Source organism: Burkholderia sp. R-40 (genome assembly GCF_049942845.1).
Lineage (GTDB): Bacteria > Pseudomonadota > Gammaproteobacteria > Burkholderiales > Burkholderiaceae > Burkholderia > Burkholderia ambifaria.
The window spans coordinates 3,392,247-3,417,666 of record NZ_CP187967.1 but is presented as its reverse complement, the minus strand read 5'-3'; the positions used below and the strand labels follow the sequence as shown (position 1 = coordinate 3,417,666).

General features: G+C 69.2%; 25 protein-coding genes. 12 read left to right on the top strand and 13 right to left on the bottom strand.

The window, feature by feature from the left end:
- Nucleotides 1–30: 30 nt before the first annotated feature.
- A complete protein-coding gene (dapF, locus tag ACP26O_RS15805; RefSeq protein WP_175665917.1) occupies nt 31–900 on the bottom strand; it encodes a diaminopimelate epimerase in 870 nt (289 codons plus the stop codon).
- A 232-nt stretch (nt 901–1,132) separates the two neighbouring features.
- Nucleotides 1,133–2,017 carry a lipid A biosynthesis lauroyl acyltransferase gene (locus ACP26O_RS15800; protein WP_012364944.1) on the bottom strand — a complete coding sequence of 295 codons (885 nt, stop codon included), beginning with the start codon at nt 2,015–2,017 and terminating at the stop codon, nt 1,133–1,135.
- Between the two features lie 265 nt (nt 2,018–2,282).
- Between ACP26O_RS15800 and metK the strand changes: the two genes are divergently transcribed.
- Nucleotides 2,283–3,470 (top strand): methionine adenosyltransferase, encoded by a 1,188-nt coding sequence (metK, locus tag ACP26O_RS15795; RefSeq protein ID WP_006753004.1) that lies wholly within the window; start codon nt 2,283–2,285, stop codon nt 3,468–3,470.
- Nucleotides 3,471–3,581: 111 nt separating this feature from the next.
- Here the strand turns inward: metK and ACP26O_RS15790 are convergent, their stop codons facing one another.
- On the bottom strand, nt 3,582–3,923 hold the full coding sequence (locus ACP26O_RS15790; RefSeq protein ID WP_006753005.1) for a hypothetical protein: 342 nt from the start codon (nt 3,921–3,923) through the stop codon (nt 3,582–3,584).
- Between the two features lie 353 nt (nt 3,924–4,276).
- Between ACP26O_RS15790 and ACP26O_RS15785 the strand changes: the two genes are divergently transcribed.
- Complete coding sequence (locus ACP26O_RS15785; protein WP_175665918.1) at nt 4,277–5,050, top strand: phytanoyl-CoA dioxygenase family protein; 774 nt, start codon at nt 4,277–4,279, stop codon at nt 5,048–5,050.
- A gap of 202 nt (nt 5,051–5,252) precedes the next feature.
- Here ACP26O_RS15785 and ACP26O_RS15780 read toward each other — a convergent pair whose 3' ends face one another.
- Nucleotides 5,253–5,459 carry a DUF3185 family protein gene (locus ACP26O_RS15780; protein WP_006753007.1) on the bottom strand — a complete coding sequence of 69 codons (207 nt, stop codon included), beginning with the start codon at nt 5,457–5,459 and terminating at the stop codon, nt 5,253–5,255.
- A gap of 184 nt (nt 5,460–5,643) precedes the next feature.
- Between ACP26O_RS15780 and mgrA the strand changes: the two genes are divergently transcribed.
- Complete coding sequence (gene mgrA / locus ACP26O_RS15775) at nt 5,644–6,687, top strand: L-glyceraldehyde 3-phosphate reductase (protein ID WP_011658188.1); 1,044 nt, start codon at nt 5,644–5,646, stop codon at nt 6,685–6,687.
- A gap of 117 nt (nt 6,688–6,804) precedes the next feature.
- Here mgrA and ACP26O_RS15770 read toward each other — a convergent pair whose 3' ends face one another.
- Nucleotides 6,805–6,990 carry a hypothetical protein gene (locus ACP26O_RS15770; protein ID WP_011658187.1) on the bottom strand — a complete coding sequence of 62 codons (186 nt, stop codon included), beginning with the start codon at nt 6,988–6,990 and terminating at the stop codon, nt 6,805–6,807.
- Nucleotides 6,991–7,288: 298 nt separating this feature from the next.
- A complete protein-coding gene (locus tag ACP26O_RS15765) occupies nt 7,289–8,170 on the bottom strand; it encodes a DMT family transporter (RefSeq protein WP_175665919.1) in 882 nt (293 codons plus the stop codon).
- Nucleotides 8,171–9,063: 893 nt separating this feature from the next.
- On the opposite strand from ACP26O_RS15765, the gene ACP26O_RS15760 reads away from it, so the two are divergent.
- Nucleotides 9,064–9,276 carry a hypothetical protein gene (locus ACP26O_RS15760; RefSeq protein WP_006753011.1) on the top strand — a complete coding sequence of 71 codons (213 nt, stop codon included), beginning with the start codon at nt 9,064–9,066 and terminating at the stop codon, nt 9,274–9,276.
- A 58-nt stretch (nt 9,277–9,334) separates the two neighbouring features.
- Nucleotides 9,335–10,357: a serine/threonine protein kinase gene (locus ACP26O_RS15755; RefSeq protein WP_175665920.1), complete on the top strand. Its 1,023-nt coding sequence runs from the start codon at nt 9,335–9,337 to the stop codon at nt 10,355–10,357.
- A gap of 73 nt (nt 10,358–10,430) precedes the next feature.
- Here ACP26O_RS15755 and ACP26O_RS15750 read toward each other — a convergent pair whose 3' ends face one another.
- On the bottom strand, nt 10,431–11,873 hold the full coding sequence (locus tag ACP26O_RS15750; protein WP_175665921.1) for a coniferyl aldehyde dehydrogenase: 1,443 nt from the start codon (nt 11,871–11,873) through the stop codon (nt 10,431–10,433).
- A 720-nt stretch (nt 11,874–12,593) separates the two neighbouring features.
- Here ACP26O_RS15750 and ACP26O_RS15745 point away from each other — a divergent pair.
- Nucleotides 12,594–14,234: a GMC family oxidoreductase gene (locus ACP26O_RS15745; RefSeq protein ID WP_175665922.1), complete on the top strand. Its 1,641-nt coding sequence runs from the start codon at nt 12,594–12,596 to the stop codon at nt 14,232–14,234.
- A gap of 33 nt (nt 14,235–14,267) precedes the next feature.
- On the opposite strand, the gene ACP26O_RS15740 is transcribed toward ACP26O_RS15745, so the two are convergent.
- The 6 genes from ACP26O_RS15740 to fliF are packed head-to-tail and all read right to left on the bottom strand — an operon-like array spanning nt 14,268 to nt 21,090.
- Nucleotides 14,268–15,635 carry a flagellar hook-length control protein FliK gene (locus ACP26O_RS15740; RefSeq protein ID WP_175665923.1) on the bottom strand — a complete coding sequence of 456 codons (1,368 nt, stop codon included), beginning with the start codon at nt 15,633–15,635 and terminating at the stop codon, nt 14,268–14,270.
- A 31-nt stretch (nt 15,636–15,666) separates the two neighbouring features.
- Nucleotides 15,667–16,125, bottom strand: coding sequence for a flagellar export protein FliJ (gene fliJ / locus ACP26O_RS15735; RefSeq protein ID WP_175665924.1), 459 nt, complete (start codon nt 16,123–16,125; stop codon nt 15,667–15,669).
- Nucleotides 16,126–16,130: 5 nt separating this feature from the next.
- Entirely contained in the window at nt 16,131–17,672 is a 1,542-nt protein-coding gene (gene fliI / locus ACP26O_RS15730; protein WP_175662008.1) for a flagellar protein export ATPase FliI, read from the bottom strand.
- Entirely contained in the window at nt 17,666–18,349 is a 684-nt protein-coding gene (gene fliH, locus ACP26O_RS15725; RefSeq protein ID WP_006761727.1) for a flagellar assembly protein FliH, read from the bottom strand. Before fliH ends, fliI begins: the two co-directional genes overlap by 7 nt.
- Entirely contained in the window at nt 18,342–19,337 is a 996-nt protein-coding gene (gene fliG / locus ACP26O_RS15720; RefSeq protein ID WP_006753019.1) for a flagellar motor switch protein FliG, read from the bottom strand. The genes fliH and fliG overlap by 8 nt, the downstream gene beginning before the upstream one ends.
- Entirely contained in the window at nt 19,327–21,090 is a 1,764-nt protein-coding gene (gene fliF / locus ACP26O_RS15715; protein ID WP_175665925.1) for a flagellar basal-body MS-ring/collar protein FliF, read from the bottom strand. Before fliF ends, fliG begins: the two co-directional genes overlap by 11 nt.
- Before the next feature lie 249 nt (nt 21,091–21,339).
- On the opposite strand from fliF, the gene fliE reads away from it, so the two are divergent.
- From fliE to ACP26O_RS15685, 6 genes are all read left to right on the top strand, one after another.
- Nucleotides 21,340–21,684: a flagellar hook-basal body complex protein FliE gene (gene fliE, locus ACP26O_RS15710; RefSeq protein ID WP_175665926.1), complete on the top strand. Its 345-nt coding sequence runs from the start codon at nt 21,340–21,342 to the stop codon at nt 21,682–21,684.
- A 148-nt stretch (nt 21,685–21,832) separates the two neighbouring features.
- On the top strand, nt 21,833–22,267 hold the full coding sequence (gene fliS / locus ACP26O_RS15705; protein ID WP_105831985.1) for a flagellar export chaperone FliS: 435 nt from the start codon (nt 21,833–21,835) through the stop codon (nt 22,265–22,267).
- Nucleotides 22,264–22,596: a flagellar protein FliT gene (locus tag ACP26O_RS15700; protein WP_105831984.1), complete on the top strand. Its 333-nt coding sequence runs from the start codon at nt 22,264–22,266 to the stop codon at nt 22,594–22,596. Before fliS ends, ACP26O_RS15700 begins: the two co-directional genes overlap by 4 nt.
- Before the next feature lie 75 nt (nt 22,597–22,671).
- The gene (locus ACP26O_RS15695) at nt 22,672–24,045 is read left to right on the top strand and encodes a flagellar hook-length control protein FliK (RefSeq protein WP_175665927.1); all 1,374 of its coding nucleotides are present in this window, start codon (nt 22,672–22,674) and stop codon (nt 24,043–24,045) included.
- Nucleotides 24,042–24,362, top strand: coding sequence for an EscU/YscU/HrcU family type III secretion system export apparatus switch protein (locus ACP26O_RS15690; RefSeq protein WP_175665928.1), 321 nt, complete (start codon nt 24,042–24,044; stop codon nt 24,360–24,362). Before ACP26O_RS15695 ends, ACP26O_RS15690 begins: the two co-directional genes overlap by 4 nt.
- 265 nt (nt 24,363–24,627) lie before the next feature.
- Nucleotides 24,628–25,362 carry a PepSY-associated TM helix domain-containing protein gene (locus tag ACP26O_RS15685; protein WP_175665929.1) on the top strand — a complete coding sequence of 245 codons (735 nt, stop codon included), beginning with the start codon at nt 24,628–24,630 and terminating at the stop codon, nt 25,360–25,362.
- The last annotated feature ends 58 nt before the right edge of the window (nt 25,363–25,420 follow it).

Below are 25,420 nucleotides of genomic sequence, written 5' to 3'. Positions count from 1 at the left end.
GAGCGTTCAGTTATCAAGGACGTTGCAGGGTCAGGCGGTGAGGTCGATCTCGCCTTCGAACACGGTCGCGGCGGGCCCGGCCATCATCAGTGCGGCAGCTTCGTCGCGCGCGCCGTCCCAGCCGATCGTCAGCGTGCCGCCGTGCGTATGGACGGTCACGGGCGAATCGAGCAGGCCGCGCCGGATGCCGGCCGCGACCGCCGCGCACGCGCCCGTGCCGCACGCGAGCGTCTCGCCCGCGCCACGTTCGTACACGCGCAGCTTCACTTCGTGGCGCGACACGATCTGCATGAAGCCGGCGTTCACGCGCTGCGGGAAGCGTGCATGGCGCTCGATCAGCGGGCCTTCTTCCAGCACCGGATACGCTTCGACGTCGTCGACGACCTGCACCGCATGCGGATTGCCCATCGACACCGCCGAAATCCAGCGCGTCGCGCCGCCGACGTCCAGCGGCCACAGGGTGTCGCGGCCTTCTGCGCGGCCGTCGAGGCCAGACTCATCAAACGGCACCTGCGCCGGCGCGAACACGGGCGCGCCCATGTCGACGACGACTTCGCCGTTGTCCTGCAGCGTCAGCGTGATCAGGCCCTTCATGACCTGCACGCGCACGCTGCGCTTGTCGGTCAGGCCGCGGTCGCTGACGAACTTCACGAAGCAGCGTGCGCCGTTGCCGCAGTGTTCGACTTCGCCGCCGTCGCAATTGAAGATCCGGTACTTGAAATCCGCGCCGTCGACAGTCGGCTTTTCGACGAGCAGCAACTGGTCGGCGCCGATGCCGAAGTGCCGGTTGGCGAGCGCGCGCACCTGCGCTTCGGTGAGCGGCGGCAACGCACGCGAATAGCCGTCGAGCACGACGAAGTCGTTGCCCGCGCCGTGCATCTTGGTGAACGAGAGTTTCACTGGGTCCGGAATTCCATGACGAACAAGGCGGCCAGCACGACGCGAACGGCCGGCTGCGGTGCCGGGCGGCGTCGTTCGTCGTGCTGATCTCAGCCGCAAATGATACATGCAGCGGACAGGGGCGTCCTGCACGGCCATGCCGGCATCCCGCCGGAAATGGCGCTGCGTCGCGAAGCGGGGCTTGGCGAGGCCGGCGAGCGCATGACGGCACGCTCGCGGTCGCCCTGCGGGGTCAGTACAGGCTCGGCTCGCCGGGCGGGCGCGTCTTGAAGCGCTTGTGCACCCAGTAGTACTGCTCCGGCATCAGCGGGATCTGTTCCTCGAGGAATTCGTTCATCCGCCGCGCGTCGAGATCGTCGTCGCCGGTCGGGTAGTGATCCCACGGCTTGAACACCTTCAGCCGGTAGCCCTTGTAGTTCGGCAGCACCTCGCCGATGAACGGCACGACCTGCGCGCGGCCCGTCTTCGCGAGCCGGCCGACGGCCGTCAGCGTGCAGGCGGGCACGCCGAAGAAGGGCACGAACGTCGAGTTGCGCAGCCCGTAGTCCATGTCGGCGCCGAGCATCACGGGCTTGCGGTCGCGCAGCCAGCGCAGCACGATGCGCGCGCTGTCCGCGCGGCCCGCCAGTTCCGCGCCGAAGCGGCTGCGGCCGGCTTTGGCCGCGGCGTCGATTTCGGGATTCTTCATCGGCGTGTAGAGCGAGCCGCACGGACGGTCGAGCGCGAGATTGAGCGCCATCGAGCCGGCCTCGATGCCGACGAAATGGAGACCGAGCAGGAGCGTGGGCGGCATGTCCGGATCGCTCAGGTCGATCTCGCTGTCGATCGTGAACAACTTGCGGTAGGCCTCTTCCGACGCGAACCACTGATAGCTGCGCTCGACGTAGCTGCGGATCGCATGGCGGAAATGCTGGCCGGCCACTTCCTCGCGCCGTTCGTCGCTCCAGTCGGGGAAGCAGAGTTTCAGATTGGTATGTACGATGCGCTTTCGCCGGCTGGGAATCTGGTACAGCAGCCAGCCGAGGCCATCGCCGAAGCGCGCGGTCACACCGTACGGCAGCAGGGCGAGCAGCTTCAGAAAGCCGATGGCGAGATGCGTGCCGAGGCGGCCTAGCATGCGGAATCTCCGTGGGGCCGGCTGGCCGGCATGTTGCGAACAGGGGGGTAGGACAGCGGGCGATACAGCACGGGCGGCGCTCTGTGACAATTCACGAAAGTCGCTATAATACGGGCTTCGCCGAGTTAACTGACAACTTGCGGGGCGAAGCCGGCTGGCGCGAAGCGCGCTGCCCGGTCCTGGTAATCCGCTAAAGCGTCGCCGCTTCAGGCCCAACGAAGCTGGCTACGTGAAACCAACCGTAACCACACAGGAGCCTGAAAAAGTGGCAAACGATTATCTCTTCACGTCCGAATCCGTCTCTGAAGGCCATCCGGACAAAGTCGCGGACCAGATCTCGGACGCGATTCTCGACGCCATCCTCGAGCAGGACAAATATTCCCGCGTTGCGGCCGAAACGCTGTGCAACACGGGTCTCGTCGTCCTGGCCGGTGAAATCACCACGACGGCCAACATCGATTACATCCAGATCGCGCGCGACACGATCAAGCGCATCGGCTACGACAACACCGACTACGGCATCGACTACAAGGGTTGCGCGGTGCTCGTCGCGTACGACAAGCAGTCGCCCGACATCGCGCAAGGCGTCGATCGCGCGCATGACGACAACCTCGATCAAGGCGCGGGCGACCAGGGCCTGATGTTCGGTTACGCATGCGACGAAACGCCGGAACTGATGCCGCTGCCGATCTACCTGTCGCACCGCCTCGTCGAGCGCCAGGCCAGCCTGCGCCGCGACGGCCGCCTGCCGTGGCTGCGTCCGGACGCGAAGTCGCAGGTGACGGTTCGCTACGTCGACGGCCGCCCGGATTCGATCGACACCGTCGTGCTGTCGACGCAGCACGCACCGGACATCGAACTGCCGGCGCTGCGCGAAGCCGTGATCGAGGAAATCATCAAGCCGACGCTGCCGGCCGACCTGATCAAGGGCGACATCAAGTTCCTGGTGAACCCGACCGGCCGGTTCGTGATCGGCGGCCCGCAGGGCGACTGCGGCCTGACGGGCCGCAAGATCATCGTCGACACGTACGGCGGTGCCGCACCGCACGGCGGCGGCGCGTTCTCGGGCAAGGATCCGTCGAAGGTCGACCGCTCGGCAGCGTATGCCGGCCGCTACGTCGCGAAGAACATCGTCGCGGCAGGCCTCGCGTCGCGCGCGCTGATCCAGGTGTCGTACGCGATCGGCGTCGCCGAGCCGACCTCGGTGATGGTCAACACGTTCGGCACGGGCCGCGTGTCGGATGCGGTGATCACGAAGCTCGTGCGCGAGCATTTCGACCTGCGTCCGAAGGGCATCATCAAGATGCTCGACCTGCTGCGCCCGATCTACGAGAAGACGGCAGCTTACGGCCACTTCGGCCGCGAAGAGCCGGAATTCTCGTGGGAAGCAACCGACAAGGCACTCGTGCTGGCCGAAGCGGCCGGCGTGGAGCCGACGGCACGCGTCGCGTAAGCGGCGTCGCGCCTGAAACGAAAAACCCCGGCATGCCGGGGTTTTTTTATGCGTGTCGAGCGCCGGCGAAATGACGGCGATCGGTGGCGGGTACGGCCCGCCGGCGCGGTGTCAGCGTGCGCTGAACCCGAACCACCCATTGCTGGCCGCGAGGCGGCGCGGGCGGTTGATGCGGCGCTGCGGGCCGAGCGTGCGGCGCAGCGCGAGCGCGCGCAGCGACGACGGTTTCTGCAGCAGCGAACGCAGGCCGGCGCGGCGTGCGAACGCCTGCGCGCTCATCATCGAGAAGAATGCGTGGAACCACGCACGGATGCCGTCCAGCCGGCTGTGCGCGTGCGTGTGCCTGGCGAGTGCCTGCGTGCGGGCGCGGTGATGGCGCAGCGAGCGGGCGGGAGCGGACGGCACGACGCGCTTCGCAGCGCGGTTGAAACGGGAAGTCAGACGGAATGGCATGTGAACGATGCTTCGCTTGTATGGATGGCGCCCTTGAAGAGCGCACTGGTATGAACGGCCTCGGATGACGCAACGGATCTTACCGAAAGTCGTTGCGCGCCGCGCCCGCCAGAATTGACAGGCCGCGACAGGCTACAAGGGTTTCGTGACGTGCAAAAGTCGCGATAAACCCTTGTGCCGCAAGCGAGTCGCCGCATACCGCCTGTCGCTGAGGCTCCCGCCGCGCCGTACAGTTCCCTTGATCGCGATCAAATCCGCGATTGGCATGCCCCTGCGCACGACAATGGCGCTGTTCGCGGTATCCGGCGCCGATTTACAATCGTCAAATTCACACAATAAACGTCTGGCATCCCATGTCGTCTTCATTGCAGTCGGAATCGATCCGCGCGCAAGTCGCGGAATTGCGCGAACGTGGTTTCGTCGTCGCGCGCGGCCTCGTCGGCGAAGCGCAGTGCGCGGCGCTCAAGCGCATCGCGCAGCGCCAGTTGCAGGAAGCGGCGGAGCCGATCGAGTTCGAGGCGGATTTGCGCTACCCGGGCGCGCCCGAGTCGAAGCATGCGCCGGGCGGGCATACGGTGCGGCGGCTGCTGGACGCCTATGGGCGCGATCCGGCGTTCGCCGAGCGCGCGATCGCGCCCGAAATCGGCGCGTGGATGCGCGAGTACTTCGGCGAGCAGCCGGTGCTGTCGCGCACGCATCACAACTGCATGATGACGAAGCACCCCGCGTACGGGAGCCTGACGGGCTGGCATCGCGACTTCCGCTACTGGTCGTTCGAACGCGCGGACATGGTGTCGGTGTGGCTCGCCCTCGGGCCGGAAACGAACGAAAACGGCGCGCTCTGGCTGGTGCCCGGGTCGCACACGGCCGAATTCGGGCCGGAAGCGTTCGACGACGCGAAGTTCTTCCGCAGCGACCTGCCGGAGAACCGCAAGATGATCGATGCGGCCACCTGCCCGCCGCTCCAGACGGGCGACGTCGTGTTCTTCCACTGCAACACGCTGCATTCGGCGGGGCAGAACCGCTCCGACCAGGTGAAGTTCTCGCTCGTCTACACATATCACGGGGTGAGCAACCGGCCGGTGCCGGGCACGCGTTCGGCGACGAAGCCGGAAGTGCAGTTCTAGCAGCGGTTCGGACGGCGACGCAGCCGTGCCGGTCGCCCGAAGCCGGTCGCCCGCAGCCGGTCGCCCGCAGCCGGTCGCCCGCTGCGGCGCTGGGCCGCGCGGGCGGATGAAGAAACGGGCGGCCTGGGCCGCCCGTTGCGTTTTGAACCGCTCGCTCGCGCGCCGCGCACCGCGAGTCGTCGCGAGCCGCGCGGCTGCGCGATCAGCGCTTGTTGCCCGGCATCGCGAGGCCGATCAGGCCGATCAGCGAGGCGACGGCGCCGCCCGCGATCAGCAGGATCGTCTTCGTGGCGGGCGAGCCGGTGAAGAAGCGCGACATGTTGTCGTTGATCGAATGGAACGACTGGCCGCCGAAATACAGCAGCACGACGCCGCCGACGAGCAGTGCAACCGAGATGACCCGGGACATACCAACCTCGCTGTAACGGTGATTCGAGACGCCGCAGTGTAGGCGACGCGCGCGGTCGCGTCCATTGCCGTGCAGGCTCGCGCCGCGTTCGCTACCATAGCCGTCGTTGTTTCCTTCGCCGCCGGCGCGCGATGCTCGCGTGCGGCGCGCGTCCCTTCCCCCGACGTCCTGACGGAACCGACCCATGGCCTATGAAGCAGCTTCCGAACGTTATGCCGACATGCAATACCGCACCTGCGGCAAATCCGGGCTCAAACTGCCCGCGCTGTCGCTCGGTCTGTGGCACAACTTCGGCGACTCGACGCCGATCGACACGCAGCGCGACATCCTGCGCACCGCGTTCGATCTCGGCATCAATCACTTCGACCTGGCGAACAACTACGGGCCGCCGTACGGCAGCGCCGAAACCAATTTCGGCCGGCTGCTGAAGGAAGATTTCCGGCCGTACCGCGACGAGCTGCTGATCTCGACGAAGGCCGGCTGGGACATGTGGCCGGGGCCGTACGGCAGCGGCGGCGGGTCGCGCAAGTACGTGCTCGCGAGCCTCGACCAGAGCCTGCAGCGGATGGGCCTCGACTACGTCGACATCTTCTATTCGCATCGCTTCGACGCGCACACGCCGCTCGAGGAAACGGCCGGCGCGCTCGCGTCGGCCGTGCGGCAGGGCAAGGCGCTGTATATCGGCATCTCGTCGTACTCGGCCGCGAAGACGCGCGAGATGGCCGAACTGCTCGCGCAATACCAGGTGCCGCTGCTGATCCACCAGCCTTCGTACAACATGCTGAACCGCTGGATCGAGCAGGATCTGCTCGGGACGCTCGACGAGATCGGCACGGGCAGCATCGCGTTCACGCCGCTCGCGCAGGGGTTGCTGACGTCGAAATACCTGAACGGCGTGCCGGCCGATGCGCGGGTGAACAAGCCGGGCGGCGGTTCGCTGAAACAGGATCACCTGAGCGCGGACAACCTCGAGCACGTGCGCAAGCTCAACGGCATCGCGCAGCGGCGCGGGCAAAGCCTCGCGCAGATGGCGCTCGCGTGGGTGTTGCGCAATGGTCGCGTGACGTCGGCGCTGATCGGCGCGAGCCGCGCGGAGCAGGTGCGTGAAAACGTCGGCGCGCTGAAGAACCTCGAGTTCTCGGCCGACGAACTCGCGGAGATCGATCGTCATGCGACCGAAGGCGGCATCAATCTGTGGGAAAAGCCGTCAACCGATCAGGCGATCTGACCGGTAGCGAGGACAGTCGATACGGAATGCGAACGATCGCATCCCGTATCGCGGCGCACGCAAGCAAGCCGTCACGTCGCTGCGGTGCAGCGATGTGACCGGCGCGCGAACGCGTCGCTACAGCAGTGCGGGAAGGCCTTCGACGAGCAACACCGCAACGCCGACGCCAAGCATCACGCCGAGCACGCGCAGCAGGTTGTGGCGGAATTGGGTCGCGCAGGGCACCGCGCCGAGAAATAGCGCGCCGGCCAGCGCCATCGGAATCAACAGGATGAAGTCGCCGATCGTGAAATAGGTCGTCATGCGTGTCTCCATAGTCGGCCGGCGCAGGCGCACGCGCCTGTACCCGCCCCATGCCGGGCATTTCTAATATGTGCCGGACCGATTGCGAGTGGGGCCGGCAGTTCGAGTATAGGCAACCGCGCAGCGTTTTTCGCTATCCGAACCATTAAAAGTATGCGGAAACCCCGGGAATTCTGCATTTCCCCGTGGAATCAGACGAATGCCTTGCGCATGGCTTTCCGGCTCCTTTCCGTTTGCGCCCAAACGTCGTACGTGTTCGATGCGGGCCGCCGCACTCGCGGGTGCGGCGGCCGTCCGCTTACGCGCGCTCGGGTTGCGCGCGAGCGGCCGGTGTGCGGAATACGAGCACGAGCCCCGCGACGATCGCCGCCAGGCCGGCGAGCGCGAGCGGCGCCGGCCGGTTGCCGAGCCAGACCGCATCCATCAGCGTGGTGACGACGGGCACGAGATAGAACAGGCTCGTCACGTTGACGAGATCGCCGCGCTGCATCAAGCGGTAGAACAGCAACTGCGCGATCACCGAGATCACGATGCCGAGCCACAGCAGCGGCACGACGAACGCCCAGCTCGCATCGAGCGAGACGGGCCGGAACGGCAGGATCGCCACGCACAGCGCGAGGCCGATCGCGTTCTGCAGCGGCAGCACGTCGGCAGGCGCCGCACGCACGCGCTTTTGCAGCAGTGAGCCGACGGTCAGCGCGGCGAGCGCCGTGAGCGCGCAGGCGATGCCGATGATCGGCAGGCCGGCGCCGCCCACGCCGCGGCACACGACGAGCGCGAGGCCGACGAGCGACAGCGCGAGCCCCGCGACGCGCATCGGTTGCCAGCGTCGCTCGACCATCGCGAGCGTGACGATCGGCTGCACGCCGAGGATCGTCGCGAGCACGCCCGGTGCGATCCCCTGATCGAGCGCGAGCAGGTAGAAGATCGAATAGCCGCCCATCATCAGCAGGCCGGTCAGCGCGGCCATGCGCCGCTCGCCGCGCGGCGGCAGCCAGCGGCCGCGCATGACGGCCAGGACGAGCAGCACGAGTGACGCGAGCGCGAAACGTGCGGTGAGAAAGACGAACGCGGATGCATGACGCAGACCGAGTTCAGCGAAGATCGCGCCGCTGCTCCACAGCAGCACGAAGAGCGACGTCACGCCATGCGCGGCGAGCGCGCGTTTGAACGAAACCATGTGAATCCACCTGTCGAACGGATCGATACGTTCCATGTCGCGCGCGCGGCAACGCGCCGTGCGTGACGACGCACGAACGGCTGCAAACGGGCGAATGGAAAACGAAAAAGCGAAAGCCGGCTGGTCAGCCGACGCGTGCCGCCGGCGGGGGCGGCGCGGCGCCGACGAGCGGCGGTGCGACAGGAGGAGGAAGGACCGACGGATGCGCGCACGCCTGCGGCCGCGAGTCGAACTGCGGCCGGGATTGAGCGAGTGCGGACGTGAACGGATGCATCGTGTCGAAATGCGCTTGAACGCGAATGAGCTTCAACGGTACCGCAAGGCGGCCGTCCGGCGCAACTGTCTGCGCAAAGGTGCGGCTGCGTGCGCGAACGTCATGCCGACAGCGCGAGACTGACGCCGAACGTGCACGAGCATTCCAGCAGCAGCGGCTGCACGCGGTGGAGCAGCAGTAGAGCAGCGCGACGCTCGTGCGCCAGTCGCTGCGCGAGCCGCGTTCGAGATAGGGCGGGGAGGCGTCGCTCTGCGCGGCCGCGGGCGTGGTTCCGTCGGATGCGGTTACGCGAGATATCACGACGGCCGAGGCAAAGGCCAGACGATACGCGCGTCGCGCAATTCGAGCGCGTATCGGATGCCCGGCGCGATTCGGCGGACAGTCACATTCGACAGGGTATGATGGGGGTATCCGCCCGTGCAAGCGCACGCGCGACGCAGTGGTTGATTGGAGACATTCGACGAATTCGCGGCACTTCGCCCGCTTCTTCTTCTTTTCGCGCTTCGATAAACCGTGAACAATGGGATCATGCGCAACACCCCGCCGAGGGCGGCGCGGATCGTGCATTTGCCGGCTCGTCAGCGGGCCGGGTTTCAAGATTCAAGAGTGGGGAACCATCATGCATGTCGGGTCGATTGTCTGCACTACCCATATCGCGGTGCCCAAGGGCGCGCGCGGCATCGTCCAGCGCCTTCTGGGCGACATGGCCATGGTGACCTGGTACGCGGGCGTGCCGGGCGAGTCGAAAGAACTCAACACCGAGCCGTTCTTTCTCGAGGATCTGATCGACACCGGCGAATCCGTGCTGCCGGCCGGCGCCGCGATTCACTGAGCACGCGCGCCGCATCGGACGCTCGTGTTTCGGCGCGGCTGACGGCACAATGCGGGGCATGAAAGACGCCACTTCCGCCCCCGCTGCTCCCGCCGGCCCGCCGTTCGCCGGCCTCACGCCCGAGTGCGTGCTCGACGCGCTCGACAGCGTGCTGATGCCGGCCGGGCTGCGCACCGATGGCCGCATGCTCGCACTCAACAGCTACGAGAACCGCGTCTACCAGGTCGGCATCGAAGACGGCCCGCCCGTCGTCGCGAAGTTCTACCGCCCCGAGCGATGGTCGGACGACGCGATCCTCGAAGAACACGCATTCGTCGCCGAACTTGCCGCGCGCGAGATTCCGGTGGTGCCCGCGACCGCCTTCGACGGCCGCACGCTGCACGCGTTCGACGGCTTTCGCTTCTCGATCTTCGAGCGGCGCGGCGGCCGCGCACCCGATCTCGACCGCAGCGACACGCTCGAATGGCTCGGCCGCTTCATCGGCCGCATTCACGCGGTCGGCGCGACGCAGCCTTACGTCGCGCGTCCGGTGCTCGACATCCGCACGTTCGGCTACGAGCCGCGCGACTACCTGCTCGCGCACGATTTCATTCCCGACGATGTACGTCCTGCGTATGAGACAGTGGTCACGCTCGCGCTGGAAGGCGTCGAGGCCGCGTTCGAGCGTGCGGGCGAAATCCGCCTGCTGCGCACGCACGGCGATTGCCATCCGAGCAACGTGCTGTGGACCGACGCGGGGCCGCATTTCGTCGACTTCGACGACAGCCGGATGGCACCGGCGGTCCAGGACCTGTGGCTGCTGCTGCCGGGCGATCGGGAAGGCGCGTCGCGCGCGCTCGCGGATCTGCTCGCCGGTTATGAGGACTTCTGCGAATTCGAGCCGCGCGAGCTGCATCTGGTCGAAGCGCTGCGCACGCTGCGGTTGATCCACTACGCGGCCTGGCTTGCGCGCCGCTGGGGCGATCCGGCGTTTCCGGCCGCGTTCCCGTGGTTCAACACGCATCGCTACTGGGAAGCACGAGTACTCGAACTGCGCGAGCAGATCGGCGCGATGCAGGAAGGGCCGCTCTGGCCCGTGTGACGGCGCGCGCGGCAGCGTCGCCGCGCGGCATGTTCAAAGCGGGCCGCCACGCATCGCGCGCGGCCCGCATCGCTCAGAACTTCAGCATCATCCGGATCACCGCGGCGAAGCGCCTGCCGTAAGGCGGCGCGATCAGCCCGCGGGTATTCAGGCGCGCCTGCGTGAGCACGGGCTTCATCTTCGAGAACGTCACGAAGCCGTCGTAGCCGTGATACGCACCCATCCCGCTCGCGCCGACGCCGCCGAACGGCAAGCTGCCGCACGCGATGTGCAGCAGCGCGTCGTTGACCGTCACGCCGCCCGAGATCGTTTCGCGCATCACGCGATCGACCGTGCCGCCATCCTCGTCGAACAGATACAGCGCAAGCGGGCGCGGGCGCGCATTCACGTACGCGATCGCCTCGTCGAGCCGCTCGTACGGCACGAGCGGCAGCAAGGGCCCGAAGATTTCCTCCTGCATCAGCTGCGACGCGGCCGGCACGTGCGTGACCGCGCACGGCACGAAGCGGCGCGACGCGGGATCGGACTGCGCGTCCGACAGCGGATGCAGTTGCGCGCCGGCCGCCTGCGCGTCGGTTGCAAGCTGCTGCAGCCGCGCGTAATGGCGCGGCGACACGATCGTCGTGTAGTCGCCGTTGGTCGACAGGTCCGGATACAGCTTGGCGAAGCGCGCCCGCGCGCGCTCGATGAACGCGGCTTCCATCCCGCGCGGCAGCAGCACGTAGTCGGGCGCGATGCAGGTCTGGCCTGCGTTCAGCGTCTTGCCGCCGACGATCGCGTCGACCGCGGCATCGAAGCGCGCATTCGGGCCGATGATCGCCGGCGACTTGCCGCCGAGTTCGAGCGTGACGGGCGTGAGATTGTCGGCCGCGGCGCGCATCACGTGGCGGCCGACATGCGTCGAGCCGGTGAACAGCAGGTGATCGAACGGCAACGCGCTGAACGCGGCGCCGATCTCGGCGTCGCCGTTCACGACCGCGACGTGGTCGCGCGAGAAGGTCTTCGCGATCAGTTGCTCGAACAACGCCGACGTGCGCGGCGTCAGTTCGGACATCTTGATGATCGCGCGGTTGCCGGCCGCGAGCGCGCAGATCAGCGGCCCGGCCGCGAGCAGGATCGGATAGTTCCACGGCACGACGATGCCGACCACGCCGAGCGGTTGCGGCAGCACCTTCGCGCGCGCCGGCCGCAGCCACTTGTTCATCGGCTTGCTGATCGGCTTCATCCAGCGCTTGCCGTGCTTGAGCGCATCGTCGATCTCTTCCTTCGCCATCCAGATTTCCGACAGCAGCACTTCCTGTTTCGCGCGGTGGCCGAAGTCGGCGCTGATCGCGTCGGCGAGTGCATCCGCGTGATCGAGCAGCATGGTGCGCAGCGCGCGCAGGTGCTGCGCGCGGGTGTCCCACTCCGGATAGGGCGCGCGCAGATAGGCCGCGCGCTGGTCGCGCAGCAGCGCCGTCAGCGCATCGACCGACGGCAGCGCTTGCGGGGCCAGTTCGGGCAGGTCGTTCTTCATTTCGTCTCCTCCAGTGGGGCGTGGCACGTCGGCCAGCAGTCAGGCCGCACGTGAGCGCTCGGCGCGCGTGGCGGGGCGGATCAGGGTGGCGCGCGTCGCGCGGCGCGGGGCCGGATGCGATGCGCGGGTGAAAACAGGGTGCAGCGTGCGGCAAGCGTCGCATCCGCGCGACGGTGTTCGCGTCCGAAAACGGGGTGGCACGGTGCGCGCGTACGGCCCGATGCGATTTCCGGCTGCCGCGCGATCGCACGCTGCGGGCGCTTGCGCGCACACCGAAGCGGGGCCGCGCGAAGCGCGCGTCGACCCACGCACCGGCAGGTCGGATCGCTCATTCGACGAGCCATCCAAACGGTCGGCCATACGTTGCGTCGTTCGATTTCGACCGGCCGCGCGCACGGTGCCGGTCGCAACCATTCGGGCGTCCGTTTGAAATGAAATGCGGGCCGCGCGCGGTGCGTCCGGAACACCCGGTCGGCACGCGGCCTGCAGAACGTCGCGCTGCATCATCGTCTCCCTTTTTTCACGACGGCGCGGCTTCTGGCGGCCGCTGCCTCGCGTCGCATCGATCGATACATCTTAAATTTAGTTCACGCGGGCGTTTAGAGGAATCGCTCTTGAATCGGCGTGCCGCGCGCGCGACGGCCATTCCTACAATGCCCGAACATTACAAGCGGGAGCCGGCCGCGCCGGGCGCCGTTCATGACACGAAGGAGACGTGACATGCAATACGACTACATCATCGTGGGCGGCGGGTCGGGCGGCTCGAGCGTCGCCAGCCGCCTCGCCGATGCATGCCCCGACGCGACGATCGCGCTGATCGAGGCCGGCCCGCACACGGAGCGCAACCTGCTCGTCAACATGCCGGTGGGAATCGCGGCGCTCGTGCCGTTCAAGCTCGGCACGAACTACGGATACGAGACGGTGCCGCAGCCGGGCCTCGGCGGCCGTCGCGGCTACCAGCCGCGCGGGCGCGGGATGGGCGGCTCGAGCGCGATCAACGCGATGATCTACACGCGCGGCCACCCGGGCGACTACGACGAGTGGGCCCAGCTCGGCGCAACGGGCTGGGGCTGGCAGGACGTGTTGCCGTATTTCCGCCGCGCCGAAGGCAACGCGCGCGGCGCCGATGCATGGCACGGCGCGGACGGCCCGTTGACGGTGTCCGATCTGCGCTTTCGCAATCCGTTCTCCGAACGATTCATCCAGGCCGCGCACGCGGCCGGCTATCCGCTGAACAACGATTTCAACGGCGCGACGCAGGAAGGCGTCGGCTTCTATCAGGTCACGCATCGCGACGGCTCGCGCTGCAGCGTCGCGCGTGCGTACATCTATGGCCGCAACCGGCCGAACCTGCATGTGGTCCCCGATGCGACGGTGCTGCGCGTGGGCTTCGACGGCAAGCGCGCGGTCGGCGTCGTGGTGTCGCGCGACGGACGCGTCGAGACGCTCGGCGCGCGGGCGGAGGTGATTCTGTCGGCCGGCGCGTTCAATTCGCCGCAGCTGCTGATGTGCTCGGGGATCGGTCCGGCGGAGCAGCTGCGCCGGCACGGGATCGCGATCGTGCAGGACGCGCCGGACGTCGGCGCGAACCTGATCGACCATATCGACTTCATCATCAACACGCGCGTGAATTCGTCGGAACTGGTCGGCATCTGCCTGCGCGGCATCGCGAAGATGACGCCGGCGCTCGCGCGCTATTTCTCGAGCCGCACGGGGATGATGACGAGCAACGTCGCGGAGGCCGGCGGCTTCATCAAGAGCGATCCGTCGCTCGACCGACCGGACCTGCAGCTGCATTTCTGCACGGCGCTCGTCGACGACCATAACCGCAAGATGCACTGGGGCTTCGGCTATTCGCTGCACGTGTGCGCGCTGCGCCCGTTCAGCCGTGGCACGGTCGCCCTCGCGAGCGGCGATGCGCGCGACGCGCCGCTGATCGATCCGCGCTTCTTCAGCGATACGCGCGATCTCGACCTGCTCGTGCGCGGTGCGCAGGCGATGCGCCGGATCCTGTCGCAGGCGCCGCTCGCGTCGCAGGGCGGGCGCGAGCTGTACACGCGGGCGGACCAGAGCGAAGCCGAGCTGCGCGCGACGATCGTCGCGCACGCCGACACGATCTATCACCCGGTCGGCACCTGCCGGATGGGTTCGGATGTGCGCGCGGTCGTGGATCCGCAACTGCGCGTGCGGGGTGTCGACGGGCTGCGGGTGGTGGACGCGTCGGTGATGCCGACGCTGATCGGCGGGAACACGAATGCGCCGTCGGTGATGATCGGCGAACGCGCGGCGGACTTCATCGTCGCGACGCGCAAGGGCGCGGTGCCGCGCGGCGAGGCGGCCGCGGCGGTGCACGGCCGCTGAGCGGCGCGCACCGGCACGCGAGCGGCGCGATGCTCAGGCGAACGTATCGACGAGGCCCGCGCGGCTCACGGTCGCGCCGGCCGCTGCGGATTGCGCAGCGTCGACCGGTGCATCGACGGCTGACGATCCGGCGCGTGCGCGCGGCGACGGCCGGCCGCCGGCGAAGCTCTGTTGCGGGTTCTGCTGCTGCGACGCGAAGCCGCCGTCGCTGACGGTCGCGCTGCCCAGGCCGAGCCCGCCCGCTTCCATCGCTTCGCGCAGCTTCGGCAGCGCGGCTTCGACCGCGTCGCGCACCTGCGCGTGCTGCGAGACGAACAGCGCATGCGCGTGATTGTCCGCGACACGCAGCACGACCTGCAGCGGGCCGAGGTCCGGCGGGTTCAGCGTCAGCTCGGCGCTCTGCTGATGCGCATTCGACAGGAACACGACCTTCTGGCTCAGCGCGTCGGTCCAGTCGGCGGTGCCGACATGCGGGGCCAGCACGTGGGCGTTGGCCGCGGCGACCGAGCTGGCGGCCGGCGATGCCTGCAGGTTCGCCTGCGCGGCTGCCGCAGCCGTTGCGGCGGCGGCGACCGATGCGTCGGCGGCCGGGCTGGCCGCTTCCTCGGTGGCCGCAAGCGCATGCGCGGCCGGCTGGCCGGCGGCGCCCGCCTGCAGCGCCTGGGCGGTCGCTTGCGTGGGCGTCGGCTGCGGCGCGAGCGCGCCTTTCGCGTCGGCGAGCGTGCGGTCGAAGGTCGGGACTTTCGGCGTCAGCGGCGCGGCGGCCGCCGATGCGGACGTCGTCGATGCCGGCGCTGTCGCGGCCGCGGCTGCTGCCGTGCCCGTCGCGGGCATCGCGATCGCACCCGCGCCGCCCGTCAGTTTCGCCAGCGCAGCTTGCAGCGCTTCGCGGCCCGACGCCGGCAACGCCGGCTCGGCGGTCGCGTCCTCGCCGGCATGATTCGTCAGCGCGGCCGTGGCGTCGGGCTGGCCGGACACGGCCGTCGTTTGCGCGGCCGTGGCGGCGGTATCGGCAGCGGCGCCGGCCGGCGCCGCGTCGTTCACGCGCGCCTGCAGTTGCGCCTGAACGGCGGCGGCCGCGGCGAGCGCGGCGGCGTCGGCGTTGGGCGTCGCGTTCGCGTCGTCGGTCGACTTGTCGTCGACGCGGTCGGCGGGCTTCGCGCCGGCGGGCGACGTCGACGACGCCTGTTGCGTCGCGGTATCCGGCTTGCCGGCGTTCGCCGCGTCGTGCCGTGTGCCGACGCTTTGCTTCAGCGTCTGCGCGAACGGCACGGCGGCCGGGCTGGTTGCGGCATCGTTGCCGGCGGACGTCGCGGCGGCGGACGAACCCGCGCCGCGGACGGCCTTGATGGCGGTGTCGGCGGTGTCGAGCAGCGCGCCGAGCAGGGGCAGGGGAGGCATGGCGATTCTCTCGTTCGAAAGCGGTGAGCGGTTACGCCGAACGGGCCGCGTCGGCCCGCATGCGCAGAATCTTCGCGGCGTGTTCGTCGGCGTCGCGCTGTTCGCGCTTCGCGGCACGCTGCGTTTCCTGCGCGGCGCCGCGCGCCTGCAGGGTTTCGTATGAGCCGACGGTGCGTTTCTTCTGTTGCCAGTTCGGGCGCGCCTCGTCGATGCGCAGTTCGGCCGCGGCCAGCACGTTGCGCTGCTGCGCGATCGCCGCGTCGAGCGTATCGATGAACGCCTGGAAATTGCGCCAGTTGCCGGCCGGCATCCCGTGCTGCGCGGACTGCGAAAAGCGCGCGTGGTATTCGTCGCGATAGCGCAGCAGCGCGTCGAGCTGTTCGGCGGCCGCGGTGCGGTCGCGCTGCGCGGTGCCGAGCTGCTTCGTGGCCGTGTCGAGATCTTCCTGCGCGCGGTCGAGCAGCAGTTGAAGGGGAAAGCCGTGTGCCATCGGGATCAGCCTCCGTGTACGTCGAACAGTGCATCGAGCCCGGCGAGGCTCGACGCGAACGGCGCGCATTCGCGAAAGCCCTGCTGCAGGAACGATTCGATGCGCGGATAGAGCGCGATCGCGCGGTCGAGCTGCGCGTCGCGGCCCGGTGCATACGCGCCGACCGCGATCAGGTCGCGATTGCGCTGGTAGCGCGACAGCATCTGCTTGAACTGCCGCACGCGGTCGAGATGCGTTTCGTCGATCAGCGCGGTCATCGCGCGGCTGATCGACGCCTCGATGTCGATCGCCGGATAGTGGCCGGCCTCGGCGAGCGCGCGCGACAGCACGATATGGCCGTCGAGGATCGCGCGCGCCGAGTCGGCGATCGGGTCCTGCTGGTCGTCGCCTTCGGTCAGCACCGTGTAGAACGCGGTGATCGAGCCGCCGCCTTCGGGCCCGTTGCCGGTGCGCTCGACGAGCGCGGGCAGCTTCGCGAACACCGACGGCGGATAGCCCTTGGTCGCGGGCGGCTCGCCGATCGCGAGCGCGATCTCGCGCTGCGCCATCGCGTAGCGCGTCAGCGAATCCATCAGCAGCAGCACGTGCTTGCCCTGGTCGCGGAAATACTCGGCAAGCGACGTCGCGTAGGCGGCGCCCTGCATGCGCAGCAGCGGCGACACGTCGGCCGGCGCGGCGACGACGACCGAGCGCGCGAGCCCGTCCTCGCCGAGGATCTGTTCGATGAATTCCTTCACTTCGCGGCCGCGTTCGCCGATCAGCCCGATCACGATCACTTCCGCGCTGGTGTAGCGCGCCATCGTGCCGAGCAGCACCGACTTGCCGACGCCGGACCCCGCGAACAGGCCCATCCGCTGCCCGCGGCCGACGGTGAGCAGCGCGTTGATCGCGCGCACGCCGACGTCGAGCACACTGTGGATCGGCTCGCGATCGAGCGGGTTGATCGACGGCGCCGACAGCGCTGCGTCGACCTTCGACGCGAGCGGGCCGAGGCCGTCGAGCGGGCGGCCCGACGCGTCGACCACACGCCCGAGCATTTCCCAGCCGACCGGCAGTCGTTTGGCGCCCGCGAGCGGATCGGCGACGGGCGCGCTTTCGCGCGGCCACACGCGCGCGCCGGGCAGCACGCCGGCGACATCGGTGGTCGGCATCAGGAACAGGCGATCGCCGGAGAACCCGACGACTTCCGCTTCCGCGTGCGGCAGCGTGCTGCCGGGCGGCAGTTCGATCGTGCATTCGGCGCCGACCGACAGGCGCAGCCCGATCGCCTCGAGCACGAGGCCCGCGGCGCGGGTGAGGCGCCCGCACGGCCGCAGCGGCAGCGCGCGGTGGCTGCGCGTCGCGAGCCCGTTCAGGTGCGTGCGCCAGTGCGCGAGATGCGGATTGTGCGGTGCGCGCGGTGCGTCGTCCGCAGCGGGTGCCGCGTGCGGATCGGCGCCGTGGGCGGAGTCGTGCGCGCCGTCGGGGCCGAACGACGCGAGCGCGAGTTCGCGCTCGAGCGGCGTCATCCCGTCGTACAGGATCGATTCGGGCGTGGGCGTCACCATGCGCTCACCTTGCCGATCGCGGCGGCGACGCGCTGCCAGCGGGTGGGCAGCGTCGCGTCGACCTCGCCCGTCGCAGCGTGCGCGCGGCAGCCGCCGCGCTCGATCGACGTGTCGGTGCGCACGGTCCAGCCGAGCGTATCGAGATCGTCCTGCAGATAGGCTTCGACGACGGGCAGGTCGGCCGGATTCACCGCGAGATGCGGCGCGCCGGACAATGCCGGTTCGGCGGCGAGCACGTCGCGCACGGCCGCGACGAGCGCCGCGGGATCGTGCTTCACGTGCTGGCGCACGACCTGCTGCGCGATGTCGAGCGCGAGCTGCGCGAGATCGGACGCGAGATCGTGCTCGACGCTCGACACGGCTTCGCGGAACGAGGCGGCGAGCGCCGCGAGCTGCGCGGCCTGTTCGCGGGCTTCGGCCTGGCCGGCCTCGAAACCCTGCTCGCGGCCCTGGTCGAAACCGGCCTGGTAACCCAGCGCCTGGCCTTCGACGTGACCGGCCGCATGGCCTTCGGCATGCGCGGCGTCGCGCACGCGCTGCAGTTCCTCGGCGAGCGCGGCGGCGGCCGCGGCAGCGTCGTCGGGCGGCGGCGGGGGCGGCGGCGGATCGAACGACGCCATCTCCCACCGCTGGTACGCGGTGAGGGTGGCGGCCCGATCGCGCACGGAATCAGACATATGCGTCTTCCGCCTTGCCGCCGATCACGATCTGACCGCTCTCGGCGAGGTTGCGCACGATCTGCAGGATGCGGCGCTGCTGCGTCTCGACTTCCGACACGCGCACCGGGCCGCGTGCGTCGAGATCCTCCGCGAGCAGTTCGGCCGCGCGTTGCGACATGTTCGCGAGGAACTTCTGGCGCAGCGCGGGCGGCGCGCCCTTCAGCGCGATGATCAGCGTTTCCGACTCGACTTCCTTCAGCACCATCTGGATCGCGCGATCCTCGAGGTCGAGCAGGTTCTCGAACACGAACATCTGGTCGACGATCTTCTGCGCGAGGTCGGCGTCGTACTGGCGCACGCTTTCGAGCACGCCTTCCTCATGATTGCTCGTCATGAAGTTGAGGATCTCGGCCGCGGTGCGGATGCCGCCCATCGGGCTGCGCTTCAGGTTGTCGCTGCCGGACAGCAGGCCGGTGAGCACGTCGTCGAGCTCGCGCAGCGCAGCCGGCTGGATACCGTCGAGCGTCGCGATCCGCAGCAGCACGTCGTTGCGCAGCCGTTCGGTGAAGCACGACGCGATCTCGGACGCCTGGTCGCGGTCGAGATGCACGAGGATCGTCGCGATGATCTGCGGATGCTCGTTCTTGATCAGTTCGGCCACGGCGCCCGAGTCCATCCACTTCAGGCCCTCGATGCCGCTCGTGTCGCTGCCCTGCAGGATCCGGTCGATCAGCACGCCGGCCTTGTCCTCGCCGAGCGCCTTGGTCAGCACCGAGCGGATGTACTCGCTGGAATCGAGCGACAGCGCGGTGTGCTGCTCGGCTTCCTTCGCGAATTCCTGCAGCACGCCCTCGACCTGCTCGCGCGTGACGTTCTTCAGCGCGGCCATCGCGGCGCCGATCTTCTGCACCTCGCGCGGCGCGAGGAACTTGAATACTTCAGCGGCCTCTTCCTCGCCGATCGACATCAGCAGCAGCGCGCTCTTGGTCAGGCCTTCAGCGTTCATCGGACACCCAGTTCTTCACGACGGTGGCGACGATCTTCGGATCCTGGCGGGCGATCGTGCGCGCGTAGTCGAGGTTGCGTTCGTAGCGGTTCTTTTCGTTCTCGAAGCCGAGCAGCAGCGGATCGGGCTCGTCGGCCCTGTCCGGGGCGGGCAGGCCGTCGAGCGCGACCGGATCGTCCGGCGCCGCGAGCGCCGGTGCGACCGGCTCGGGCGGCGGGAACGCGCGGCGCATCGCCGGGCGCACGAACATGAAATAGAGCGCCGCCGCGGCTGCCGCGATGCCGAGCCACTTCGCGGCTTCCTTCGCCATCGCGATCATGTCCGGCTGGCGCCACCACGGCAGGTCGGCGTACGGATCGCCGACGCTCGAGAACGCGCTGTTCACGACGTTCACCGAGTCGCCGCGCTTCTCGTCGTAGCCCATCGCGTCCTTCACGAGCTGCTCGACCTGCGCGAGCTTCGCGGGCGGCAGCGGCTGCATCGTCACGTGGCCCTTCGCGTCGGCGACCGGCTGGTAGTTGACGACGACGGCGACCGACAGCCGCTTCACGTTGCCCATCGGCTGCTCGACGTGGCGGATCGTCTTGTCGAGCTCGTAGTTGGTGGTCTGGTCCTTGCGGTCGCTGACGGGCGTCGACTGCGCGCCGTTCTGGCCGTTGCCGGCGACGATCGGCGCGGAGGCCGGCTGCGGCGGCGTGTTCGACAGCGCGCCCGGCACGCCCGACGCGCCGCCCTGCGCGAGCTCGGTCGCGCTGCTGGTCTGCTGGCTGCGGATCGCGGCCTGCTGCGGCGTGCCGTTCGGGCCGTAGCTTTCCGAGGTCTGTTCGAGCTTCGAGAAATCGATGTCGGCGCTGACCTGCGAGCGCGCGTTGCCGGTGCCGAAGATCGGCGCGAGGATCGAATCGATGCGCTTCTGCGTATTGCGCTCGACCTGCTGCACGTACTTGAGCTGGCTCGCGTCGAGGCCGGAGGCCGACGCGGTCTGCGTCAGCAGGTTGCCGTCCTGGTCGACGATCGTCACGTTCTTCGCCGGCATGTCGGGCACGCCGGAGGACACCATCCGCGTGATCGCCTGCACCTGGCCCTCGTCGAGCACGCGGCCCGGGTAGAGGTCGACGAACACCGACGCGCTCGGCGCTTCCTTGTCGCGCACGAACACCGACAGCTTCGGGATCGCGAGATGCACGCGCGCGCCGCGCACCGCGTTGATCGATTCGATCGTGCGCTGCAGCTCGCCTTCGAGCGCGCGCTGGTAGTTCACCTGCTCGGCGAACTGGCTGATGCCGAATTTCTGGTTGTCCATCAGCTCGAAGCCGACCGAGCCGCCCTTGGGCAGGCCCAGCGCGGCGAGCTTCAGGCGCGTTTCATGCACCTGGTTCGACGGCACGAGGATCGCGCCGCCGGCGTCGGCGAACTTGTACGGAACGTTCGCCTGCTGGAGTGCGGCGATGATCGCGCCGCCGTCGCGGTCCGACAGGTTGCTGTACAGCACGCGATAGTCGGGCGCGCGGCTCCACAGCACGAGCGCGGTGATCGCGGCGATCGCGAACGCGACGGCGATCACGAACGGCAGCTTCGGGTTGCCCTTCATCCGCGAGATGCCGGGAATGCGTTCCGCGAAACCGCCGAACCCGAAGTCCGCGCCGGCGCCGCCTGCTCCCGGCAACGCGGCGGCCGCGGTGGCGCCTGGCACCGGGCTGGCGAGGCCCGTGCGGGCGTCGGGGTTGATCAGCGAGTTGGCCTGCGAATCCATGCGTGGAGTTTCTCCGGAGCGGGACGACTGAGCCGCTCGGACGAGCGGACGGACAATGACACGTTGCGATTATCGGGACCCGGGGGCGACTCCGATCGACCGAAAAGAGCGGGGTTTCCCCCGTACTTTCGCGGCTTTGGCGGGCGCCGCGCTGCTATCCTTTTTCGCGATCCGGCATGGTGCGCATGGTGCGGCGCCGGCGCGAACGCCCGGTGGGCCCGGGTCTCTTCTCTTATGTGTGGGGACAGCATGACTGCCAACGTCAGCGGAATCGGTTCGGTGTTGCAACAGATGCAGGCGATGGCCGCGCAGGCGGGCGGCGGCGTCGCGAGCCCGGCGGCGGCGCTCGCCGGCTCGGGCGCCGCGACGGCCGGCACGTTCGCGAGCGCGATGAAGGCGTCGCTCGACAAGATCAGCGGCGACCAGCAGCACGCGCTCGGCGAGGCGCAGGCGTTCGAGGTCGGCGCGGCGAACGTGTCGCTGAACGACGTGATGGTCGACATGCAGAAGGCCAACATCGGCTTCCAGTTCGGGCTCCAGGTCCGCAACAAGCTCGTGAGCGCGTACAACGACATCATGCAGATGTCGGTGTGACGAGCCGGTCACGCCGCGGCGGCCGGGCTGGCGGCCCGCGCGCCTAAAGCTTTTCAATTCCCTTCCGATAACTCCGGTACAAGGCCGCGTCGTGCAACGCAGGGCGGCGGCCTCCGCATAGCCAACGCATCACAAGGAGAAGAAGCGCATGTTTTCCCCAGGACACGCTGGAGCCAGTGCGTACGCGCGTGTCGGCGTCGAGACGGGGGTGATGGGCGCCTCCCCGCACCGGCTGATCGCGATGCTGTACCAGGGCGCGCGGCAGGCCATCGCGCTCGCGCGCATGCACCTGCAGCAGGGCAACGTGCCCGCACGCGGCGAAGCGATCGGCAAGGCGATCGGGATCGTCGAGAGCGGGCTGCAGGCGTCGCTGAACCGCGACGCGGGCGGCGAGATCGCCGGGCGCCTGGATGCGCTGTACGCCTATATCGTCCGGCGTTTGCTGGAAGCCAACATGCATGCGAGCGACGCGATGCTGGTCGAGGTCGACGGACTGCTCGCCACGCTCGAGGAAGCGTGGACGGGCATCGCCCCCGAAGTCGCGCGGATGACCGCGCAACAGGCGGCGGACGCGGCGCGATGAATCTCAAGGCCGAATACTTCGCCCGCTACGAGGCGCTCGCGGCCGTGTCGGGCCGCATGCTGAGCGCGGCACGCGGTGCCGACTGGAGCGCGCTGCCGGAGTTGCAGGACGAATTCCTGCGGCTCGTCGACGGGCTGAAGGAGGCCGATCCGGGCGTCGCGCTCGACGAATCCGACCTCGGCCGCAAGCTCGGGCTGATCCGCCGCATCCTCGCCGACGACGCCGCGATCCGCGATCTCGCGAGCCCGGAAGTCGCGCGGCTGTCCGCGCTATTCGAGGCGCGGCGCTCGACCAAGGTATTGACCGATCTCTACCGCGCGCGCGGCTAGTGCCTGTTTGCCGGGGCGGCGGTTGCCGCGTGCCCGGCTTCGCAACGATGTGGCTGAGGTGAGCAGGCTCCGATCATGACCGGTATCGACTCCGTTGCGGCCGCCGTGCTGGCGAGCCGCCTCGACAGCCTGCTGAGCGGCACCGTGTCGCCGTCGGCCGGCGGCGGGGCGGCCTCGCAGGTCGGCACGCCCGGCGCCGGCGCATCGTCCGCGGCGCCGGCGGGCGGCTCGCCCGTCGCGCCGCCGGCATCCGCCCAGACCGCGTTGTCCGACGTCGCGCTCGTGCTCGACGCGATCTCGCGCTCGGGCGGGGCTGCGACGCCCGTGATCGCCGGTCGCACGCCGCTGCTGGCCGATCCGTCCGTGCTGCTGAGCGCGGCGGCCGTGCCGCGGGGCGGGCAGCCGCACGGGCAGCCGGCCGCGGGTCCTGCCGCGCCTGTCGCTTCTTCTTCCGCTGCATTGCCCGCGTCCGACGTCGCGGCCGCGCGCGCCGCGTCGGACGCGCCGCCCGTCGCCGCGCTGCGCGCGGCGCTCGCGCAGGCCGTGAGCGAAAGCGGCCTCTTTTACGAATCCCATCTCGCACAGTGGCTGGCCGGCCAGCGCCCGCTCGCCGCGCTGATGCGCGAACCGCAGGCGCGCCTCACGGCCGAGCCGATGCAGCCGGCCCCGGATGCCGTGCAGCAAGACGCGCCCGATGTGCTCGACGAACTGCTCGCGCAGCGTCTGCCGCTGCCGGCGGCCACGCGAACCGCCGTGCAGCCGGGCGCAGCCGCGCCGGGCGGTGCGGCTGCGCACTCGCTCGCTTCCGCGCAGAACGCGCCGGCGGCCGCTCGGCCGGGCATGGCGTCGAGCGCGGCCACAACGACCGACCCGCTCGGCGACCATCCCGACGCGCGCTGGACGCCCGCGCGCGCCGAACTGGCCGCCGCGTCGGCCGATCCGCAGGCGCAGGCGTTGGCTGCTCCCGTGCATCCGACCGCCGTGCCGATCGTGCGGCAGCAGCTCGACGCGCTGGCGACCGACCAGTTCCGCTGGGCCGGCGAGGCGTGGCCCGGCGCGCGGCTCGACTGGACGATCGAGCCCGATGATTCCGGCGGCCACGCGTCGCGCGGCGGCGACGACGCGGGGGACGGCATCGCGTGGCGCACGCGGCTGACGCTGACGCTGCCGTCGCTCGGGACGGTCGACGCGGAACTGGTGTTGAACGGCGCGCAACTCGTCGCGCGGCTGCGCGCGAATTCGGCGGGCGCCGACCGGCTCACGCGCCACGAGGCCGCGCTGCGGCAGCGGTTCGAGGGTTCGGGACTGCGGCTCGGCGGATTGTCGATCCGCGCGGTCGGCGACGAACTGGACGGCTTCGACCCGCTCGTCGCGCACGCGGCTGCCGCCGCGTATGCGCGCAGCGCGCCGGGCGGCACGCCGGGTGCCGACGACGAGACGCCGCGATGAGCATGGCATCCCGCAAGCGCGCGGCGGCGCTCGTCTACGATCCGACAGGCGGCGATGCCGCGCCGCGCGTGGTCGCGAAGGGATACGGCCTGGTCGCCGAGATGATCGTCGCCCGGGCACGCGATGCGGGGCTGTACGTGCATACCGCGCCGGAGATGGTGTCGCTGCTGATGCAGGTCGACCTCGACGACCGGATTCCGCCGCAGCTTTACCAGGCCGTCGCGGATCTGCTCGCGTGGCTGTATGCGCTCGATCGCACCGAGCCCGAGCCGGGCGACGCCGCGCCGCGCTTTCCGCTGCCGCCGCTGCGCCGCTGAACAAACGGCCGCCCGGTTTCTTGCGAACGGCTGTCGCGGTCTTTCGCAATCATTTCGCCGGTATGTTCGCTCTATGCCCGGGGATTGGCGCGCAATCCACCTGCTTCATCGCTCATCACCTGAATTTGTCGGCCGCCCGCGGTGCGCGCTCCGATTGAGCCGCCGCGTCATTTGTGTAATGATATCCATTCTCATTTTCACGTTATCCGGGCGACGCGCGTTTTCCGTGCGTCGCCCGTTGCTTTGAACGAATGGACCTTCTCGCGTGAACGCGCCCGAAACGATCGCCCCGCCGCAGGCGGGCATGCCTCCCGCGCACGTCACCGTGCCGCATCCGGCCGCAAGTCCGCTGAGCGACGCCGAACTGGCGGCGCGCCGCCAGCGTTCGCGCCGCGCGACTTTCATCAAATGGCTGCGCAAGGTGCACGGCTGGGTCGGGCTATGGGGCGCGGTGCTCGGGCTGCTGTTCGGCGTGACGGGCGTGCTGCTCAACCACCGTGCGCCGCCGCTGAAGATCTCGACCGGCGAACCGCAGGTCGAGCAGATGCAGATCGCGTTGCCGGACCCGGCGCCGAAGTCGCCCGCGGCGATGACGAAGTGGCTGCAGCACGAACTGCACTTCGACGGCCGGCCGGGCCGTGTGCGCAAGGAACCCGCGCAGCCGGTCGCGTGGGGCGACAAGCGCGTGATGCAGCCCGAGCACTGGCAGATGGGCCTGTTCGGGCCGCACCAGAATCTGCAGGCCGAATACTGGGTCGGCAACGGCTACGTGTCGGTGAAGCGCACCGGCAACACGTTCCTGACGACGCTGAACAACCTGCATCGCGGCGTCGGCATGAATGTCGGCTGGGTGCTGCTGATGGACACGATCGCGGGTTCGCTGATCCTGTTGTCGCTGACGGGCGTGCTGCTGTGGACGGAGCTGAACAAGCGCCGCACGGTCGGCGTCGTGCTGGTGGTCGGCTCGGTCGCCGCGGCACTCGCCGCAGGCCTTGCCTGACGCAACCTGCCTGACGCAACGGTTGAAACGCGCCGGCCCGGTGCCGGCGCGTGGTGCG

Bases quoted from the DNA above. Each gene is read 5' to 3' on its own strand.
- ACP26O_RS15800 (WP_012364944.1), bottom strand. From the start codon at position 2,017: ATGCTAGGCCGCCTCGGCACGCATCTCGCCATCGGCTTTCTGAAGCTG.
- ACP26O_RS15790 (WP_006753005.1), bottom strand. From the start codon at position 3,923: ATGCCATTCCGTCTGACTTCCCGTTTCAACCGCGCTGCGAAGCGCGTC.
- ACP26O_RS15785 (WP_175665918.1), top strand. From the start codon at position 4,277: ATGTCGTCTTCATTGCAGTCGGAATCGATCCGCGCGCAAGTCGCGGAA.
- ACP26O_RS15780 (WP_006753007.1), bottom strand. From the start codon at position 5,459: ATGTCCCGGGTCATCTCGGTTGCACTGCTCGTCGGCGGCGTCGTGCTG.
- mgrA (WP_011658188.1), top strand. From the start codon at position 5,644: ATGGCCTATGAAGCAGCTTCCGAACGTTATGCCGACATGCAATACCGC.
- ACP26O_RS15770 (WP_011658187.1), bottom strand. From the start codon at position 6,990: ATGACGACCTATTTCACGATCGGCGACTTCATCCTGTTGATTCCGATG.
- ACP26O_RS15765 (WP_175665919.1), bottom strand. From the start codon at position 8,170: ATGGTTTCGTTCAAACGCGCGCTCGCCGCGCATGGCGTGACGTCGCTC.
- ACP26O_RS15760 (WP_006753011.1), top strand. From the start codon at position 9,064: ATGCATGTCGGGTCGATTGTCTGCACTACCCATATCGCGGTGCCCAAG.
- ACP26O_RS15755 (WP_175665920.1), top strand. From the start codon at position 9,335: ATGAAAGACGCCACTTCCGCCCCCGCTGCTCCCGCCGGCCCGCCGTTC.
- ACP26O_RS15750 (WP_175665921.1), bottom strand. From the start codon at position 11,873: ATGAAGAACGACCTGCCCGAACTGGCCCCGCAAGCGCTGCCGTCGGTC.
- ACP26O_RS15745 (WP_175665922.1), top strand. From the start codon at position 12,594: ATGCAATACGACTACATCATCGTGGGCGGCGGGTCGGGCGGCTCGAGC.
- ACP26O_RS15740 (WP_175665923.1), bottom strand. From the start codon at position 15,635: ATGCCTCCCCTGCCCCTGCTCGGCGCGCTGCTCGACACCGCCGACACC.
- fliJ (WP_175665924.1), bottom strand. From the start codon at position 16,125: ATGGCACACGGCTTTCCCCTTCAACTGCTGCTCGACCGCGCGCAGGAA.
- fliI (WP_175662008.1), bottom strand. From the start codon at position 17,672: ATGGTGACGCCCACGCCCGAATCGATCCTGTACGACGGGATGACGCCG.
- fliH (WP_006761727.1), bottom strand. From the start codon at position 18,349: ATGTCTGATTCCGTGCGCGATCGGGCCGCCACCCTCACCGCGTACCAG.
- fliG (WP_006753019.1), bottom strand. From the start codon at position 19,337: ATGAACGCTGAAGGCCTGACCAAGAGCGCGCTGCTGCTGATGTCGATC.
- fliF (WP_175665925.1), bottom strand. From the start codon at position 21,090: ATGGATTCGCAGGCCAACTCGCTGATCAACCCCGACGCCCGCACGGGC.
- fliE (WP_175665926.1), top strand. From the start codon at position 21,340: ATGACTGCCAACGTCAGCGGAATCGGTTCGGTGTTGCAACAGATGCAG.
- fliS (WP_105831985.1), top strand. From the start codon at position 21,833: ATGTTTTCCCCAGGACACGCTGGAGCCAGTGCGTACGCGCGTGTCGGC.
- ACP26O_RS15700 (WP_105831984.1), top strand. From the start codon at position 22,264: ATGAATCTCAAGGCCGAATACTTCGCCCGCTACGAGGCGCTCGCGGCC.
- ACP26O_RS15695 (WP_175665927.1), top strand. From the start codon at position 22,672: ATGACCGGTATCGACTCCGTTGCGGCCGCCGTGCTGGCGAGCCGCCTC.
- ACP26O_RS15690 (WP_175665928.1), top strand. From the start codon at position 24,042: ATGAGCATGGCATCCCGCAAGCGCGCGGCGGCGCTCGTCTACGATCCG.